Raw genomic sequence first — 14,397 nt, 5'->3', positions numbered from 1 at the left:
GTGCTCGATAAAAAGCATGAAGGGCCCCCGCTGGCGCGGAGACCCTTCATGCTTTTTGGCGGTGACGGCGGGATTCGAACCCGCGGTTGCTTGCACAACACACGCTTTCCAAGCGTGCTCCTTCGGCCGCTCGGACACGTCACCAAGGAACAACCTGAACAGTCTATCCGATCGCGCGGACCGCCCACGACCAGGCGGCGAGGGGTCGCCACCGGCGGCAGCCAAGGCCGAGATTCCGTCGCACCGGTATGCGATTCTCGGTGGTCTTGCGTGGCTCATCACCGGGTATCTACCTTCATAAGAAGACGTTATGCAGTCATATGTGAACAGGGCTGCTACTGAAGACGATCTTCGGAGGATTTGATGACCACGGTCGATATGGCGATCTCGCCCAGCACTGCGCTGCGCACAGCACTGCGCATGGCGCACTCGAGGGCGCTGGCTGACCTCGGGCTCGACGCGATCGGGCGGGTCCGTTTCGGATGGCGCGATCGCTCGATCGGATCAGCCGTCGAGCATGCAGGATCGCGGCAGTGGCTTCGCGTGGTGTGGGCGCGCCGCGAGCAGGCGCAGGGGGACTGGTGGACCGGCAATCGAGACGCGACGTCGATCCTGGGCGTGGCCAAGCCGCGGGTGCTGGACGCGCGTGCGTGGGAAGAAGGCCCGCTGGTCTATCGCGCCGAGCTCATGAGCCTTCTCCCGGGCCGGGCCTGCGCATCCACGGCAGTCCTGGAACGGAACCCCGGTCTCGACGACGGGTGGTGGGAGGAGCTCGAGCGCAGTCTCAGAGCTCTCGCTGAGACATCGACCCAGCGGCGAGTCCTCGACCCCGAAACCATGCGTCGACGAATCACGGTGTTCTTCGGGATCGACCTGGACATCGATCCCGGCGAGTGGCTGCCCGCACACGGTGACCTGCACTGGAACAATCTTCACCGCGAACCGTTCGCGATCGCCGACTGGGAGGCCTGGGGTCTCGCGCCACGCGGTTACGACGCGGCCTTCCTGCTCGGCCACTCGCTCGCAGTGCGTCACGCCGCCGATCAGGTGACACGACGCTTTCGCGGCGATCTCGAGTCCGACGGCGGCGTCATCTCGCAGCTCTACGTGATGACGAAGCTGCTCGCTCGCGCGGACGCGGGCGAGCACACGGAACTGGTCCCGTTCATCCACCGGCATGTCGGGCAGCTGCTCGGCGCCAGGATGCCACGACCGTGGGGGCGGTCGGGTCTGGACACCTCAGCTGCTCGACATGAGGGCCTCTGATGGGGCGCGAGAACGCACGCACCGGCTCAGAACTCGTCGGAGCACGGGCGCTGCGTGAGTGGATCACGGGAGAACCGGATGCATTCTCGCGCGTGTTCATGGTCGAGAGCGGCGCAAGCCCGGCTGACGTCGCCGATGTCGCGGGCGACGGTGATGCCGTTCTTCTGTCCGTTGACAACGGGCCGTGGGGCGGCCGCGCGCCTTCCTTCCGCTATAGCGGAGCGCTGAACGAGATCGGCGACACCCTCTTCCTCGGGGAGTGGGCCGTCGAAGTCGAAGACTACGTCGCCGCGGCGTTCGTCCAGATCATCGGCCCGACCGTCGTCGGCCTCTTCGACGAACCGAGTGCGCAGGCCTTTCTCGACGATGCGGCACTCGCGCGACGCACAGGAGTCTTCCCGTCAGCTCTGATCGATCAGCGCGTGCTGCTCGCGAATCGCCGTGCACTGGTCGGTCCGAAGGCTCTCGGGACTCCGAGCTCCATCAGGCTGAGCGCGGACGGCACGGTCAGCATCGGCGTGCGGGGCGAACCCATCGGCGGCGTCGACGAACTGAGAGAGCTGCTGACGGTCCCGATGCCGCGTGCGGCGATGCTCGGAGCTGCGGCGAAGAGCAATGCGTGCCCCTCAGAACTCACCTGCCGCGAACGGATCGGGCGCTACCTCAACGCGACAGACCTCATGAAGACGATGCGCTTGGCGAACGGTGCCGCGAAGATCGCGGGATTCGGCTGGCGCCCCGTTGACGATGGCCGTGCGGATGCCGAACCTCGAATGAGCGATCCCTTCCTTCTCGATACGGCAGACGGCCTCGTGCTCGCCGACCTCACCACCCTGCGGCGCCGGCTTCTGTCTCCGACGACCGCCATCGTGGTCACTGCTGTCCAGACCTCGACGACAGTCGAGCTCGCGGCCGATCGTGTCTCGCGCGAGCTCGACATCGATGCGGTTGATGCGCGTGGGCTGTGCCTGGGAGCGGTCGATGCACTCGACATCCACCTCGGCGCGCGGAGCGACGCGGCGTGCGCCGCACACGGCGTCCGACGGTGAGCTCTCCGCATGCACTGTGGCCCTCGATGCTTCCGGCTGACGCCACATTCACGCCGGATCGGGTCGCGGTGGGCGCTGTCGGAAACCGCATCGAGTTCGCAGACGGATCCACACGTCTCTGCGCGACGAGCGGGCTGTGGAACGTCCCTCTCGGTTTCGGCAACCCGGCGGTGACCGAAGCGGTGGACCGGGCCATGCACGACGCGTCCTACCTGTCCCTCTTCCGAGCGCCGCATCGATATGCCGAAGACGCGGCCGACGCGCTCATCGAGCTCGCGAACCCGCGCCGGTACAGTCGCGTCATCTTCTCGACCTCGGGCGGAGCGGCGAACGACGCCGCGATGAAGTTGGCAAGACAGTACTGGTCTCACCAAGGAGCAGGGTCGCGCTCTCTCGTCGTCGGGCTGACGGGCAGCTATCACGGCACCATGTACGGCAGCCACGCGTTGAGTGGCGACGACCTTCTTCAATCCGTCTATTCCGTCGACCGCAGGTCGGTGAGGCACGTGTCTCACGACGACGACGGAGAGCAACTCGAGGCGCTGTTGAGTCGCGAGGGGCACCGAGTGGCCTCGGTGGTCGTCGAACCCGTCCTGGGCAGCGGTGCACACGCACTGTCGGAGACGTTCGTCTCGCGGCTGCTCGCGTTGCGCGAGCACTACGGATTCCTTGTCGTCGCCGATGAGGTCGCGACGGGATTCGGCCGCACCGGACGCATGTTCTCCACCGACGGATGGGGCGCCGCACCCGACGTGCTGATCCTGTCGAAAGCCTTGACGAACGGTGCGGCGGGCGCGGCCGCGATTCTCGTCGGGCCCCGTGTCTCGTCAGCGTTCGCGCGTGGCGGCTGGACATTCGTCCACGGTGAGACGCAGGCCGGTACCCCGGCGTGCGCGGCGGCTGTCACCGCAGTGATCGACGAGCTGCACCGCATCGATGTGAACTCGACCACGGCAGCGCTCGGGCGCGATCTGTCACGCCTGGCGGCGACGCTGAAGTCTGACGGACTGATCACCGACGTGATGGGCGCCGGTTGCTTCCTGGGGCTCGCGCTGCGTGACAGCGATGCGAGTCCGCTGTCGGGCGCCGAGGTGCTTCGAGTCGTCTCCGAGATCGCGGATCACGGAGTGCTCGTGCAGCCGGGCCCCAGTGCGATCGCGTTGATCCCGGCCTACGGATTCACCTCGACCGAGCTTCTCGAGACGGATTCGGCAGTGCGCGCCGGGCTGACACAGATGCGGGAGCGTCGACATGAGTGCTGAGTTCGCGGCACGGGTTCCGACGCTCTGGCAGGGGCAGGGGATCACGAGGCGGATGACCGATCGGCTCACCGCTGGCCGGGAGGCACTTGCGATCATGGACTCGTCGACTCCCACAGCGGTTCTCTCAGGGAGTCCGCCCATGACGATCATGGTCGACGCTCGTGCCGTGAGCATCACCTCTGTCGTCTCCATCGCAGAGCAGATCGCGCTTCGGAAGCCGAGCGTGATCATCGCGGTGGGCGGGGGGAGCATCCTCGACGCCAGCAAGATCGCCTCGCTCGTGCTTGCTCCCGGGCGGACGTTCGACTTCGCCATCGAACGCGCGGCGAAGTCGGCACTGACCTTCTTGCCCGATGCGCCCCCGCCTGTGGAAGTCATCGCGGTGCCGACGACATTGGGCACCTCGTCGGAGACGAACAGCGTCGGCATCCTCAGGAACGAGAGTGGCCACCGGCTCATCATCGGCCGCTCGCTGAGGCCGCGCCACGCCATCATCGATGCGCGCAATCTGATGACCCTTTCGACCGTGGCCGTCCGAGAGGGGGCCATGGAGGCGTTCCTCCGTCTGGCCGGAGCCTCGACGAGCCCGCAGAGGACAATCAGGGCGAAATGCGATGCGATCACGCTCGGCAGCGCGCTTCTCGACACGGCGAGCCGGGGCGACACCTCTCCGGGGTCACGACTGCGCCTCGCGCGTCTGAGCGCTGCGACCCAGCGAACGGCGGCCTTGCGGGGGAGCGACCCCTACAGCGCCCGTCACTGGTACATCGCGAACGAGGTGTCCTTCGCGCTGGAAGCACGCAAGATGGTCGCAACGGCGGCGATCATCGCTGCCGTCTGGCGTCGGATCTGCTCGGGAGACTCGCGCTGGGGAGATCGACGAAGCCTCGAAGAGTTCTGGACGACGACAGCGAGTGGGCTCGCGCTTCCGCTTGACCCGCCGTCGGGCATCGCCGCCCTCATCGATCGCTGGCAGATCCCGACTCCGCCACGCCCGACTCCTCGGGCCGTCGCGAGCATCGCCGCTGTCGCAGAGCGAGCCTGGGCGAATCGCCGCCCGATGCTCGCGGGTCTCGTCGCAGCTGACTTCTCCGATCTTCTCCGTGACTCGTCATGGAGCTCTCAGTCGTTCGGTCATCCCGACCGATCGTCCAAGGTGCGGAAGGAGGTGAATCAATGATCGAAAGCGCCGGACCACAGCTTCAGTTCCAGGAACTGGAGGCGATGGATGCCCCCAGTTGGGACAGCTTCTACAAGGGCGTACTCGGCGCGTTGGTGCTGATCGGCATCGGCGCGGCTGCAGCGACGTGATCGCGAGCAGACCAGGAGAAACGGGAGGGAGGTGAGCATGCGATCAGCAACACCGACGCTCGAGTTCCAAGAACTCGAGCCCATGGAAGCGCTCGATGACGCCCTCGATTGGACGCGTGGATTCGCTGTGGGAGTGATCATCGGCATCTTCGCCCTGACATAGAGACACCTTCGCAAGGTGCCTTCACGGAGGTATGACATGCAGACGGATTCGCTCGAGTTCCTCGAACTCGAACAGATCGATGCCCCACTCGAGTGGTGGGAGCACGCGAGCTACATCATCGCCATCATCGGCAGTGCGGCAGCGATCGCAACCTGATCAAGGGGTGCGGGTGGGTGAAGACACACCCGCACCCTGATGCTCTTGGCAGAGAGGTAATGCAATATGTCGAGTCTGATCACCGAGGCCGTATCGGCGAGATTCGAAATGGTCGGAGCGGTGCCGAAGGAACAGGACCTCTACGCCGGCGACGGCGCCGAGTTCTACGACAGGCTGGTGGGCTCTGACCGTGCGGAGATCAGAGAGATGCTGGCGCTCGCGCGAGGCGTCGAAGGGCCGATTCTCGACATCGGCGCCGGGAGCGGTCGGCTGACCATACCTCTGCTGAGATCGGGCAGACGAGTGACGGCGTTGGACCTCTCCGACGACATGCTCTCGCGCCTTCGCCGTGCGGTGCCGGACCATCCGATGCTCGAGTGCGTCGTCGGCGACATGCGTGACTTCACGCTGGGCCGACGGTTCGACCTCGTGATCATCGGCGCGACATCCATCACTCTGCTCGACCGCGTGGGCAGATCACGCTTCTACGCGAACGTGCGACGCCACCTCGCCGCTGGAGGTGTTCTCGCCATGACCGTTGCTGGCGGCGGCTCTGCCGCGAGCCTCTCGATGTCGACGGATCGGGTGGTCGCGATACCCGGGCCCGACGGGGAGGAGATCTACCTCTTCTCGCAGCAGATGGAGGCGGGCGGCGCCGAGCGCCTGGTCAATTGGGTTCGTGTCGCCGACCTGGCGGAAGGCAGCGAGGCGACGGTGCTCACGAGCCGCCTGCGAGTGCTCGGCCATGACACGCTCGCACGGGAGCTCATCGAGGCGGGCTTCGCCGCTCCTGTCATCTCTCCCGTCAGGACGACGGGGCGTGACGAAATCCTCCTGCTCACGACGACGTGGGCGAGGACGTCGGACGCCGGGGGCCGCGATGCGTCCGACTAGCCTCTCCCGCCGTCGGCATTCCTCGACGTCGGTCGTCCTCAGCGCCGATGAATGCCCGCGTCTCGCACCCGGAGTCTCCTTCGAACGAGCCGCCGACGCCGGACCCTGGATCGCGATGCTCGACGGGGTGCCTTCCTCGAGGGTCTCTGAGGTGACCATCGAGCTGCTGAAAGCGATGAACGGCGAGACGCCGATTCGCGACCTGCGCCTGCGCTTCGCCGCCGCCGAGTCGTCGGAGGGCTTTCTCCGTCTGGTCCAGCGCTTTCAGGCCGGTGGGCTCCTCGGAGGCGAGGCGAAGCCCCCACCCGGCAGAATCGTCTACCGACCCCCGTTCACGCTGCAGTTCGCGACGCTTCGCGCGCCCGTCATCTTCGACCGTCTGGCTCGGCTGATCGTCCCGATCCCCCTCCGAGTCTCGGCCCTCGCCGTCGCGGTTCTCGTCGGCTCCGGATTTCTCGCTGCAGCGCAACAGGCTGAGGAGCTGCACCGGATGCTCACCACGCCGGTGCCGCTCGTCGGCTTCATCTCATTGATCGCAGTGCTCTCACTGCTGACAGCCCTCCACGAGAGCGCCCATGGGATAACGCTCACGAGGTTCGGCGGCCGACCGCGCCGTGCGGGATTCATGCTGTTCTATCTCAGCCCCGCGTTCTTCGTGGATGTGACCGACGGGTGGCGGCTCTCCGATCGCCGCCATCGCGTGGCCGTGGCCCTGGCAGGACCTGCTGTGCACGCCTCCGTGAGCGCGATCGCGCTCATCGTCGCGCTCATGCTGCCACCCTCCACGCTTCGTCACACCGTGCTGCTTCTCGCGGTCTCCTGCGCAGCCATCGTCCTCATCAACCTCATCCCGTTCGTGAGATTCGACGGATATATCGCGCTCATGTGCGCTCTCGACGAACCGAACCTCAGAGCGCGGGCGATCCGCGACGGGTCGGCCTTCTTGACTCGAGCCCTGTTCGGCGGACGGCGGACGAGCAAGAGCCTCGAGCGGTGGTGGAGCGTGCCCTTCGGACTCGCGAGTCTCACGGCCCCCGTGGCGCTGGTGGTCTTGGCGCTGTCTCGAATAGCCCGGGCGCTCGCCGGCGGGGGGCCGATCGTCGGTGTGCTCGTCGTCGTGCTCGAAGCCGCGGCGCTTCTGACGGGCCTCGTGATCCTCTCTCGGGCCTTGCACGGAGTGCTGGTGTCGGGTGTCTCGGTGCTCCGATTCGTGTCGGTGATCGCCGCGACGGCCGCGGCCATAGCGATCACCGGAGTCGCCATCACCGTGCCGGTGACAGCCACCTTCGGCTTCGCGGCGCAAAACGGCACAGTGGTCCTTCTGCAGGCGGGAGATGCCCTGGAGACGGATGTGCCCGAGGGGGCCGAGGTCGTCCTGATGAGCAACGGGCTCCTCGCGAATGATGATGTCGGCGAAGGGGTGGTCACGTCCGTGCCGCCGGAGCCGACGAGGGTTCGCCTGGACGCGCTCATTCCCGTCGTGGTCGACGGCGTGTCGGTGGCCGGGGTGATCGTCGCCGGAGTCGAGGTGGCCTCCGAGAGAGCGAGCGTACCTCCGACGGGGCAGGCCCGAGTCCGGCTGGGAGTGAGGAACCTGTGGCAGGCGATCTGGGAGACCGGTGTGGCGCTGCCACTGTCATCCCTCCAGAGCGGAGAGGTGAGAAAGGAATGAAGATGAACACGCACGCGATCGAGGTTCGAGGGCTCACGAAGAGATACGGAGATCGGGCCGCGATCGAGGACCTGTCGTTCGCGGTGCCGTACGGGTCGATCGTCGGCCTCCTCGGACCCAACGGCGCAGGCAAGTCGACGACGCTGCGAACGCTCGTCGGATTGCTGACACCGACGAGCGGCGACGCCGTCATCGACGGCATGCCGTTCTCCGCGCTCGATGACCCGGCCTCTCACGTGGGGGTCCACATGGACGGATTCGGTTTCGAGGGCGGGATCACGGCGAGGCGGCATCTGGAGATCTGCCGCCTCGCGGCCGGCGCGCCGCGTGGTCGAGTCGACGCCGTGCTCGATGAGGTGGGTCTCGCCGCAGACGCCCGTCGCCGCGTGAAGACCTTCTCCACCGGGATGGCCCAGCGCCTCGGGCTGGCCGCCGCGCTCATCGGCTCCCCGCGGACACTCATCCTCGACGAGCCCGCCAACGGATTGGACCCCGACGGCATTCGTTGGCTGCGCAGGTTTCTCCGCGACTATGCGGAGACCGGTGGCACGGTGCTGATCGCCAGTCATCAGCTCGCAGAGCTGGAACAGGTCGTAGATGAGGTGGTCGTCATCAAACGGCGGGCGCTCTTCGCCGGGAAGCTCGGCGACCTCGTCACGGACGGTGCCGACACATTGGAAAGCAAGTATTTCGATCTGGTCGAAGGAGCGTCCTCATGAAGGGAGTCATCCGCAGCGAGGTCGTCCGGGCGGTGAGCGGATCCTCCGTCCTGGCGGTGTATGTCGTCGCCGTCCTGATGCCTGCTTTCGTGCTGTTCTCGGACGGCTCGCGCTTCGACCTCGAGGGTCTCGATTCCGGCGCCGCCACCGCCTGGCTTTTGGAGCCGCTCGCCTGGTGCGCCGTCTCTGCGGCGTTCATCGGCGCGTATGGCGTGACCCGCGAGTGCTACTACGCCTCGATGGACAGGACGCTCACCGGAGTCGGCTTTCGACGCGCATTCTCGGGAAAGCTCGTCGCCGGCACTCTCGTCGCGCTCGCTGTCTCGGTCTGCATCTTCGTCTTCTGGACGGCCGGCGTCTCCGTCCTCCTGCTGCGGAACGGCCTCTCGCTCTCTCTCACCGCTGATGCATGGCGGATCTATGGTGGGGCACTGCTGGGGGTGGTTCTCGGCGCGCTGATCGGAGGGGCCATCGGCTGGATCGCCCGAAACTACTACGTCACGGCAGCGATCGTCCTCGTCCTCCCGATGGTGCTGGAGCTCGCTCTGTTGCGCACGGCGCCCGAGCTTGCCAGGTTCTCGCCGGGGTTGGTCCTGGCTGCCGTGAGCGTTCCCGGCTATCAGGACCGTCTGCTCGACTTCGCGCCGGCGCTCGGCATCGGAATCGTGTGGGCGGCGGGGCTGGTCGCCGTCGCATGGTTCAGGGGCAGCAGGAGGGGCGTGTGATCGGTCGCGTCCTTCGAGCCCACGCGTGCGCCTTCGCCGGTGACGTCGTCCTGCTCTGGGTGGCGGTCGCGGGAGTCGTGATCTCACTCTCCGTTGTGGCGAACATCCCGCCGGAGCTCGCCGACGCACCGCCGGACGTCCGAGCATCTCTCACGGCGCCGTTCGCGACGATGCTCGCGACCTACGGTGCGGTTCTCGCGGCGGTCTACGGATCATTCCGGTACACCGTCGATCGGCGGGACGGTGTCATCGCTCAGCGTCTGATGTCGCAGCGGCGTGGTGCGACCTATCTGGCCAGGGCGTTCGGAGCAGCCGTCGGTGGTGCGATCGTCGCCCTCGCGGCAGCAGCCGGCGGTCACACGGCGCTGCGCCTGGCCGGCGAGGGGCTTCCGCTGGATTGGTCATGGGTCGCGCAGACCTGTGTGCTCGGCGCGGCCTCGGGCCTCTGGGGAATGGGGCTGGGAGTCATCGTGCAGACCCATCTCGTCGCGCTCTTTGTCGTTCCGATGTCCCTCAGCGGAGCAGTGCTCCTGGCGATCGTCTGGAGAGATGGCGCTGTCTACCTTCCGTTCCTCGCGATGCTCGAAGCCCTCCGGTTCGATCTCTCAGCGGTCGGGATCGTGCCGGATGACAGGCTCGGCGGCCCGATCGCCGCTCTGGTGGCAGGCGGCTGGGTGCTCGCGGCTGTCGTGGTCGGCGGAGTCTCGTTCGTCACCCGCGATGTGACGTAGAGGACTCGAGCGTGCTCCGGCGCAGGACTCCATCGGGACGACGTAAAATCTCCAGGTGGCAACCCCCAAGATCGTCCTCTTCTACGTCTTCACCCCGCTCGCCGACCCTGAGGCGATCCGGGTGTGGCAGCGTGACCTCGGCGAGGCTCTCGGACTCCGGGGACGGCTTCTGATCTCGAAGGACGGAGTCAACGGCACACTCGGCGGCGACCTGCTGGCGCTCAAGAAGTGGTCACGATCCTTCCGGTCGTACGCGCCGTTCAAGGATGCTGACATCAAGTGGAGCGAGGGCAGCGGAGTCGACGCCGACGGTCGCAGCATCGACTTCCCGAAGCTGAGCGTCAAGGTGCGAGACGAGATCGTCTCGTTCGGGGCGCCGGGCGAGCTGCGCGTCGATGAGCAGGGCGTCGTCGGCGGCGGCACACGACTCACCCCCGAGCAGCTGCACGAGCTCATGGGGGAGCGCGGAGATGACGTCGTGTTCTTCGACGGACGCAATGCGCTGGAGGCGCAGATCGGCCGCTTCCGCGGAGCCGTCGTGCCCGACACCGAGACCACGCGGGACTTCGTCCAGCTGCTCGACTCCGGCGAATACGACGACCTCAAGGGCAAGCCCGTGGTGACGTACTGCACCGGCGGCATCCGGTGCGAGGTCCTCTCGAGCCTGATGACGTCGCGCGGATTCGGTGAGGTCTACCAGCTGGAGGGAGGCATCGTCCGCTACGGCGAGCAGTACGGCGACGACGGCCTCTGGGAGGGATCGCTCTACGTCTTCGACAAGCGCGGATCCGTCGACTTCTCGGATCACGCCGCCGTCATCGGCGAATGCGTCGGATGCGGCACCGCGACCAAGCGCACGGCGAACTGTCCCGACCTCTCCTGCCGCACGCAGTTCGTGGTGTGCGAGTCCTGCGACGCCGTGCGCTGCGAACAGCACGCGGCCTGACGGCTCAGCGGCCTGACCGCTCAGCGCGTCCTGAGCGCTCAGGCGAGCAACGGCACGTCGGTCCTGCGACTCGCGAAAAGCGAGCGGGGCAGCAGGAACGCCAGCACGCGCGTCCGACGGTCGACGCTCCGCCGAAGCTGGACGATCACCTCGCCCAGTGCCTCATCGAGATCGCCGGATCGATCTGACGACGGTCGCGCGTAGCTCGATCGCTCGACGGCGTCGACCAGGGCGCGCATCGCGTCGGCATCCACGCCGTTGTCGCGGACGAGATCGACTCCGCGCATGCGCGGCGTCTCTGCATCCGAGAGGGGGAGACGCAGATCCTGCATCGTCGCCCGCAGCTCGGTCCAGGCCGATGCCGCGTCACCGCTCTTGGCCCGGCCACGCCGTGCTACGTGGATCGCCAGGCGGATCAGCGCGGGCAGCAGCAACGCCACCAGCACACCGAGCGTCGTCAGCATGACGGGGGTCGGATCGAGACGCCGCAGCTCGCCGTTCGCGCCTGCGTTGTCGCCCGCGTCCTCCCGCTCGATGACCGGCCCCGAGCTCTGCTCCGCGCTGGGGGCGGCAGAGGGAGCGATCGGCGTCGATCCGCCGGATCCGCCGCCCGTGGTGGAACCTGCCGCGAACGCCGTCGGCACTCCGAGAGAGGCGGTCGGCTCGAACGGCACCCAACCGACGCCGGGGAAGAGAACTTCGGGCCACGAGTGCAGCTGGTCGCTGGACACGGAGTAGACGGCCTCATCGCCGCGGGTATTGTCGGTGCGCACGCCGGGCAGGTAGCCGACGACGATGCGCACCTCCATGTCGAGGCTCTCGGCCATGAGCGCGAACGCGCCCGCGAAGTGGATGCAGTATCCCGAGCGCACCTCGAGGAACTGCGCCACCGCATCTGCTCCGGTGCCGTCGAAGCCCTCGTCGACAGGGGTGTCCAGTGAGTACGCGAACTGACTGCGGAACCACGACTGCAGGTCGATCAGGCGGTCGTAGTCGTTGGTCGCATCCCCGGTGACCTCCGCGGCCGTCTCGGCGATCACCGCGGGCAGCTCCACAGGCTCCGCATCGGGGTCGACGATCGGCTCCGCGGCCGGGATCGCACGGATCTGCTCGAGTGTGGGCGCCACCTCGATCGACCGGACGGTGTAGTCGTTGCCGACGGCATCGGCGGTGCGAGAGGTGATGGTGCGATTCTCCGTGTTCACGCGCCACCCGGCCGTGATGCCCTGCACGCTGGTCGCGGGGTAGGGCACGGGGAGCCACGAACTCGACATCCGGATCACCCGGATCGAGGTGCTCTGGTCGGTCGTGTCGATGTCCTCGCCCCACTCGTCCGGGCCGAAGCTGTCGCTCAGGGCCTGCAGGTCGCCGCGGTCCGGTTCCCACACGCGGCCGTCGAAATCCGACAGCGTCGTGAGTCGCAGGTAGGGCGCTGTGTCGGCCGTCGTCGCCATCGTGAGCACCTCGACGGGGTTCGGCTGGCGAAGGTCGTCGCCGAGCCGCAGCGATGCGTCGACCGTGACGCCGACGCCCGTGCCGGCGAGGCTTGCCGACACCGGCAGCACGGGCGCGACGATGACCGTGACCGCGAGTGCCGCGACCCCGACTCCCGCCGCGACCGCGGTGGATGTACGCCGCGGCGAATCCGGGTTCTGGGCCGCCGTGTACCGCAGCAGGACGATGATCAGGATGCCGAGCATGACGAACCACACGACGTTCACATCGCCGAGCGTGACGATCATCGGCACCGACCCCACGACCGCGGTCAGCAGGCTCGCGAGGATCGCACCGCGCTGAGCGACGAGCTGATCGAGCAGGATCGCCACCACCGCGAATCCGATGCCCATCATCGCCTCGAGTCCCGGTGATGCGGCGATCGGGGCGGACCCGAACATCACCTCCTCCCAGGCGGATGCCGCCAGAGTCTGGAAGGTGAAGATCGTCGCGTCGGTGGGGATCACTCCGAAGACAGCGGTGTCTCCCGCCACCAGCAGCACCACGGTTCCGATCGCGACGAGGATCTGCACTCCGATGGTGGCGAGGTCCCGAGCCCAGGCCGCGCGACGGCGCATCGCCGTGCGCATCGTCATGCCGGTGAGGGCGGTGACCACGATCACGATCAGCACCGCGAACGACCAGGTGCCTGGTTCGATGACCGAGGTGTAGGGCCACATCGCGACGAGCCCTGCGCCCGCGGCCAGCACCGACGGCAGCACGGTGCCGACGGGCAGCTCGTGCTCCCGATGCCAGGACAGCCGCGACGCCCGCGCGGCCGCGCGCTCAACCCGCGACATCGGCTGCTCCCCGGTTCTCGGAAGGGCCGATCCCGACCCGGTCGGGAAGGACATCCTCCCAGGACTCGGTCACGTCATCGCCGAGGGTCGCAACCCGCCAGCCGTGCTGCTCCGCCGCCTGCACGGCCCCGGGCTGTGGCGCGGTCGCGAACAGGATCGGCGCGGCCGCGCCGGAGGGACGCAGCAGCGCGGCATCCTCTTCATCGATCTCGCCGGTGATGTAGACGAGCGGGCCGGGGGGAGTGCCGCCGACCAGAGTGGTGATGTCGCGGGCCTCGCCGCGAGGGGCGACGAGGGCGAGAGCGACGAGCAGGCCGTCGCGGTCGTCCTCGTGGCCGCGGAGTGTGCCCAGAAGCATCCCCGCGCTGTCGATCACGTCGACGCCGTACCCCTCTTGCACGAGATGCACCGCGACGGAGGCGCACATCGACACGGCCCGCTCGAACGCGGGATCCGACTCGTCGCCGGGGCGGGCCCACCGCGCGGAGCTCCGGTCGAAGATGACGAGGGCATCCGGGCTCGACTCCTCCTCTTCCTGGCGCACCATCAGCTGCCCCCGGTGCGCGGTCGCCCGCCAGTGGATGCGGCGCATGGAGTCGCCCGAGATGTAGCGGCGCGGTGAGAGGTTGTCGCTGCCCTGGCCCAGGCGGCTCGACGACGTGTGCGCCGTGCCGCCGGCCGCCCCCACCTTCACGGTGAGCGGCGCGAGCGTGAACACCTCGGGTACGACCGTCACCGTGCGGGTCTCGCCGAACTCCTGTTCGCGCTGCGCGAGACCGAACGGATCGACGGTTCGCAGCACGAGCGGCCCGATCGGCCAGACGCCCCGGCGCACCCCGGTGATCAGGTAGGTGAGCTGGCCCGTCTCGGACGGGTACTCGCCCGCCGAGTCGCCGGCCACCGCGTCGGGGAGCACATCGCGCCAGAGGCCGCGAGGAACGCGCAGGGCCCGGAGCGTGAAACGCAGGGTGACGCGCGACGTCTCCGAGACCGTCAGCAGATCGGTCGAGACCTGTCGTGCGACCGAGCCCGAGCGCCGCGGCAGCCGCACCACGAGCACCGAGAACGCGGTCAGCGCGAGCAGGAGCACACCGAAGTAGAGCAGGATCGGCGCGCCGAGCATGTTCGCCGCGATCAGGCACCCGAGCCCCGCGATGAGCGCACCCGTGCCGCGGAGCGTGAGGGTTCGACGACGATGCATGGCGAGCG

General features: G+C 67.7%; 15 protein-coding genes and 1 tRNA gene. 13 read left to right on the top strand and 3 right to left on the bottom strand.

Annotated elements, in window-relative coordinates:
* Window positions 1-56: 56 nt before the first annotated feature.
* Window positions 57-144, bottom strand: a tRNA-Ser gene (locus tag OD997_RS07840).
* Between the two features lie 219 nt (window positions 145-363).
* Between OD997_RS07840 and OD997_RS07835 the strand changes: the two genes are divergently transcribed.
* The 13 genes from OD997_RS07835 to OD997_RS07775 all read left to right on the top strand — a co-directional run bounded on the left by OD997_RS07835 (window position 364) and on the right by OD997_RS07775 (window position 10,894).
* Window positions 364-1,266, top strand: coding sequence for a hypothetical protein (locus tag OD997_RS07835; protein ID WP_434331093.1), 903 nt, complete (start codon window positions 364-366; stop codon window positions 1,264-1,266).
* On the top strand, window positions 1,266-2,315 hold the full coding sequence (mpaB, locus tag OD997_RS07830; protein ID WP_434331092.1) for a daptide biosynthesis RiPP recognition protein: 1,050 nt from the start codon (window positions 1,266-1,268) through the stop codon (window positions 2,313-2,315). Before OD997_RS07835 ends, mpaB begins: the two co-directional genes overlap by 1 nt.
* Complete coding sequence (gene mpaD, locus OD997_RS07825; RefSeq protein ID WP_434331091.1) at window positions 2,312-3,577, top strand: daptide-type RiPP biosynthesis aminotransferase; 1,266 nt, start codon at window positions 2,312-2,314, stop codon at window positions 3,575-3,577. The genes mpaB and mpaD overlap by 4 nt, the downstream gene beginning before the upstream one ends.
* Entirely contained in the window at window positions 3,567-4,757 is a 1,191-nt protein-coding gene (gene mpaC, locus OD997_RS07820; protein ID WP_434331090.1) for a daptide-type RiPP biosynthesis dehydogenase, read from the top strand. The genes mpaD and mpaC overlap by 11 nt, the downstream gene beginning before the upstream one ends.
* A complete protein-coding gene (gene mpaA1 / locus OD997_RS07815) occupies window positions 4,754-4,888 on the top strand; it encodes an MpaA1 family daptide-type RiPP (RefSeq protein ID WP_311244574.1) in 135 nt (44 codons plus the stop codon). The genes mpaC and mpaA1 overlap by 4 nt, the downstream gene beginning before the upstream one ends.
* 37 nt (window positions 4,889-4,925) lie before the next feature.
* Window positions 4,926-5,051, top strand: coding sequence for an MpaA2 family daptide-type RiPP (gene mpaA2, locus OD997_RS07810; protein WP_434331089.1), 126 nt, complete (start codon window positions 4,926-4,928; stop codon window positions 5,049-5,051).
* 36 nt (window positions 5,052-5,087) lie between these two features.
* A complete protein-coding gene (gene mpaA3, locus OD997_RS07805; protein WP_311244572.1) occupies window positions 5,088-5,207 on the top strand; it encodes an MpaA3 family daptide-type RiPP in 120 nt (39 codons plus the stop codon).
* 66 nt (window positions 5,208-5,273) lie between these two features.
* Window positions 5,274-6,101 (top strand): daptide-type RiPP biosynthesis methyltransferase, encoded by an 828-nt coding sequence (mpaM, locus tag OD997_RS07800; RefSeq protein WP_434331088.1) that lies wholly within the window; start codon window positions 5,274-5,276, stop codon window positions 6,099-6,101.
* Window positions 6,088-7,773, top strand: a complete 1,686-nt coding sequence (mpaP, locus tag OD997_RS07795; protein ID WP_434331087.1) for a daptide biosynthesis intramembrane metalloprotease — start codon at window positions 6,088-6,090, stop codon at window positions 7,771-7,773. Before mpaM ends, mpaP begins: the two co-directional genes overlap by 14 nt.
* Window positions 7,774-7,775: 2 nt before the next feature.
* Window positions 7,776-8,492, top strand: a complete 717-nt coding sequence (locus OD997_RS07790; protein WP_434331086.1) for an ATP-binding cassette domain-containing protein — start codon at window positions 7,776-7,778, stop codon at window positions 8,490-8,492.
* Window positions 8,489-9,217 carry an ABC transporter permease gene (locus tag OD997_RS07785; protein WP_434331085.1) on the top strand — a complete coding sequence of 243 codons (729 nt, stop codon included), beginning with the start codon at window positions 8,489-8,491 and terminating at the stop codon, window positions 9,215-9,217. The genes OD997_RS07790 and OD997_RS07785 overlap by 4 nt, the downstream gene beginning before the upstream one ends.
* The gene (locus OD997_RS07780; protein WP_434331084.1) at window positions 9,214-9,948 is read left to right on the top strand and encodes a hypothetical protein; all 735 of its coding nucleotides are present in this window, start codon (window positions 9,214-9,216) and stop codon (window positions 9,946-9,948) included. Before OD997_RS07785 ends, OD997_RS07780 begins: the two co-directional genes overlap by 4 nt.
* 55 nt (window positions 9,949-10,003) lie before the next feature.
* The gene (locus OD997_RS07775) at window positions 10,004-10,894 is read left to right on the top strand and encodes a rhodanese-related sulfurtransferase (protein ID WP_120494119.1); all 891 of its coding nucleotides are present in this window, start codon (window positions 10,004-10,006) and stop codon (window positions 10,892-10,894) included.
* Window positions 10,895-10,932: 38 nt separating this feature from the next.
* Here OD997_RS07775 and OD997_RS07770 read toward each other — a convergent pair whose 3' ends face one another.
* Together OD997_RS07770 and OD997_RS07765 are read right to left on the bottom strand one after the other, a co-directional pair.
* Entirely contained in the window at window positions 10,933-13,188 is a 2,256-nt protein-coding gene (locus OD997_RS07770) for a transglutaminaseTgpA domain-containing protein (RefSeq protein WP_434331083.1), read from the bottom strand.
* Entirely contained in the window at window positions 13,175-14,389 is a 1,215-nt protein-coding gene (locus OD997_RS07765; protein WP_434331082.1) for a DUF58 domain-containing protein, read from the bottom strand. The genes OD997_RS07770 and OD997_RS07765 overlap by 14 nt, the downstream gene beginning before the upstream one ends.
* Between the last annotated feature and the right edge of the window lie 8 nt (window positions 14,390-14,397).

The organism is Microbacterium sp. CGR1, from assembly GCF_051062835.1.
In the GTDB taxonomy this organism is placed as follows: domain Bacteria; phylum Actinomycetota; class Actinomycetes; order Actinomycetales; family Microbacteriaceae; genus Microbacterium.
This window is presented reverse-complemented; position numbering and strand designations above follow the sequence as displayed.

Coding starts and splice junctions, on each gene's coding strand:
- mpaB (WP_434331092.1), top strand. CDS start 1,266: ATGGGGCGCGAGAACGCACGCACCGGCTCAGAACTCGTCGGAGCACGG.
- mpaC (WP_434331090.1), top strand. CDS start 3,567: ATGAGTGCTGAGTTCGCGGCACGGGTTCCGACGCTCTGGCAGGGGCAG.
- mpaA3 (WP_311244572.1), top strand. CDS start 5,088: ATGCAGACGGATTCGCTCGAGTTCCTCGAACTCGAACAGATCGATGCC.
- mpaA1 (WP_311244574.1), top strand. CDS start 4,754: ATGATCGAAAGCGCCGGACCACAGCTTCAGTTCCAGGAACTGGAGGCG.
- mpaM (WP_434331088.1), top strand. CDS start 5,274: ATGTCGAGTCTGATCACCGAGGCCGTATCGGCGAGATTCGAAATGGTC.
- OD997_RS07835 (WP_434331093.1), top strand. CDS start 364: ATGACCACGGTCGATATGGCGATCTCGCCCAGCACTGCGCTGCGCACA.
- mpaA2 (WP_434331089.1), top strand. CDS start 4,926: ATGCGATCAGCAACACCGACGCTCGAGTTCCAAGAACTCGAGCCCATG.
- OD997_RS07770 (WP_434331083.1), bottom strand. CDS start 13,188: ATGTCGCGGGTTGAGCGCGCGGCCGCGCGGGCGTCGCGGCTGTCCTGG.
- OD997_RS07785 (WP_434331085.1), top strand. CDS start 8,489: ATGAAGGGAGTCATCCGCAGCGAGGTCGTCCGGGCGGTGAGCGGATCC.
- OD997_RS07790 (WP_434331086.1), top strand. CDS start 7,776: ATGAACACGCACGCGATCGAGGTTCGAGGGCTCACGAAGAGATACGGA.
- OD997_RS07765 (WP_434331082.1), bottom strand. CDS start 14,389: ATGCATCGTCGTCGAACCCTCACGCTCCGCGGCACGGGTGCGCTCATC.
- mpaP (WP_434331087.1), top strand. CDS start 6,088: ATGCGTCCGACTAGCCTCTCCCGCCGTCGGCATTCCTCGACGTCGGTC.